Consider the following 2352-nt stretch of genomic DNA (forward strand, 5'->3'; position numbering starts at 1 on the left):
CGTCGGCACCGGCCCGGTCGGGGCGGCAGCCTCCCCCGACAGCCACCACGTGTACGTGGCCAACAGCGGCGCCAACACCGTATCCGTGATCGGCGACACCACCACGCACCACGTGGCGGGCACGATCACTGCCGGCAGCAACTCCTGGGGACTGGCGCTGTCCGCAGACGGTGACCTGCTCTACGTCGCCAACCCCGGCAGAATCGGAGTCCAGGGTTCAGCCTCGGTGTCGGTGGTCGAAACCGCCACCGGCCAAGTCCTGGCCACCACCCCGATCGACGGCGTGCCGGTCGCGGTCGCGGTACCGCCGGACGGTCATCACGCCTACGCGGTCGGTTCGCACTCCCTGATGGTGATCGACACCGCGAGCCATCAGGTGACGGCCACCATCGCCGTCGGCGTCGACCCCAGCGGACTGGCCGTGACCGCCGACGGCCGCCGCGTGTATGTCGCCAACACTGCCGCGGGCCCGGTGTCGGTGATCGACACCGCCACCAGTACGGTGACCCACAATGTGACCGTCGGCAAGAACCCGTCGGCCGTGGCGATCGCCCCGGACGGACGGCGGGTCTACGTCACGAACGCCGCTTCGAGCAGTGTGTCGGTCATCGACACCGACGGTGATCAGGTCCTCACCACCATCGCCGTGGACGACAACCCCGTCGGGGTGGCCGTGGCCCCGAACGGCATGCGCGCCTACGTGACCAACCTTCACTCGGGCACCGTGTCGGTGATCGACACCGGCACCAACACGGTGACGGCAAGGGCCAGCGTCGGTGTCAGCCCGTGGGGAGTGGCGGTAAGCCACGACAACCGCCACGTCTATGTCGCCGACAGCGCTTCGCACGACGTGTCGGTGATCGACACCGAGATGCTCTGACGACGGTCAGACCGCGGCGACAATTTTGATGCAGTTGAACGTCGTTTCTGCCACGCCGAGATCATTGGCCAAGGTGACGGTCAGTCTGTAGGAGCCGACGGGAAATGGTCCGACCGAAGGATTCAGCTCCTGCCCGGCCTCGCCGGACAGCAGGCCCGGTTCGGAAAAGTCGCTCGGGTCACCGTTCTGGTCACTGTCGAACACAGTGTCGTGATCGACGTCGTCGGATCCGGGGCAGCCTTCCGGAATGCTCTGGATCAGCAGGCGGTCGACGAATTCGGGCAAATCCTGAGTGCCGTCGTCGCGCGCAGACCATTGAACCCGGAACGACTCGTCGTCATGGATGATGACCTTGTCGGGGGTGATGGGGTTTGCGCTGTCGGTAAAAATGACGTCTGCCATGTCTCGGCTCCTGTGATGCGGCGTTCACGTACTGCCGTTCAGGCGGCCCGCCCTCCATTTTCCCAGACGAGGTGAAAACTCAGCAAATCGCGACTGGCCGAACTAATGGGCCGGCGATACGCCCCGACTGCTGGACAGCGTCACTGCACCCATCACGGCCGGTACGTCGAGCCCAACTGGCGGGCAGGAGAACCCGTTCCTCACCTGCCGGCTGTTGTGAACGACGACCGTCATCAACGCAGGACGAGCCGGCGACACCGCCGACGGCCGCATCCTGCGACATGGGAACTCCGCTGCCGTAGGCTGGCAACGGAGCTTGCATTCGCGCGCCACGCTCCGGAACCCCAATCCGATCACCCCGGGAAGAGCCCGCCACCTCCATGGCAAAGCGCGCGCTTCCCATGGGTGGGAGAGGCAGGGGTCGCAATGCGACTGATTGCCAAGATCCTGGTTGCGGTGACCGCACTGTCCGCTACGGCTCTGCCCCAGGCGGCGGACGATACGGCGGCAGTTTCCCCCACCTCAGCCGTCTCAGCGGTGAGACGTGACGTGGCCACTGATCTCCGTACCGTGACAGATGCGGATTTCCAGAAGGTCGTCCTCGAGAGCAAGAAGCCGGTCGCAGTGCTCTTTTACGCTCCATGGTGTGGCCCGTGCAAGATGCTGACACCGAACGTGGAGAGCCTCGCGCAGCAGCACCCCGAACTCCTGGCTGTGAAGCTGAACGTGGACGAGAACCCGGTCACACCCGTGGAATACAGCGTCGCGGCGTTGCCGATGATCCTCGTCTTCCAGGAGGGGAAGGTCGTCAAGAGTATCCTCGGCGCAAGATCGGAAGCGAGGCTGGAATCGGACTTGGCCCCGTTCCTGGGGGTGTTGCCGGGGGCGGGTGTTGCCGTTGCTGTCGGCAGCGGTCCGCGGGACGTCGCCCTGACCCAGGACGGCCGCCACGCGTATGTCGCGAACTCCGACGCGAACACCGTCTCGGTCATCGACACGACCACCAACCAGGTCACCGACACCATCACCGTCGGCGGCAGCCCGCGGGACGTCGCCCTGACCCAGGACGG

3 protein-coding genes are annotated in these 2352 nt (G+C 65.7%); 2 read left to right on the forward strand and 1 reads right to left on the reverse strand.

The window, feature by feature from the left end; genetic code table 11:
* Positions 1–880 (forward strand): YVTN family beta-propeller repeat protein (locus tag ACWGJ5_RS46470; RefSeq protein WP_453315627.1); only part of this gene is annotated, 880 nt, incomplete at its 5' end.
* A gap of 6 nt (positions 881–886) precedes the next feature.
* On the opposite strand, the gene ACWGJ5_RS46475 is transcribed toward ACWGJ5_RS46470, so the two are convergent.
* On the reverse strand, positions 887–1282 hold the full coding sequence (locus ACWGJ5_RS46475; protein WP_453315628.1) for a hypothetical protein: 396 nt from the start codon (positions 1280–1282) through the stop codon (positions 887–889).
* A gap of 426 nt (positions 1283–1708) precedes the next feature.
* Here ACWGJ5_RS46475 and ACWGJ5_RS46480 point away from each other — a divergent pair.
* Positions 1709–2352, forward strand: a 644-nt coding sequence (locus tag ACWGJ5_RS46480; protein WP_453315629.1) for a thioredoxin domain-containing protein, incomplete at its 3' end; no start/stop codon positions are given.

The sequence above is a fragment of the Streptomyces sp. NPDC054783 genome, from assembly GCF_053611725.1.

What these genes read in the sequence shown, in the direction of transcription:
- ACWGJ5_RS46475 (WP_453315628.1), bottom strand. Translation starts at nt 1,282, where the DNA reads ATGGCAGACGTCATTTTTACCGACAGCGCAAACCCCATCACCCCCGAC.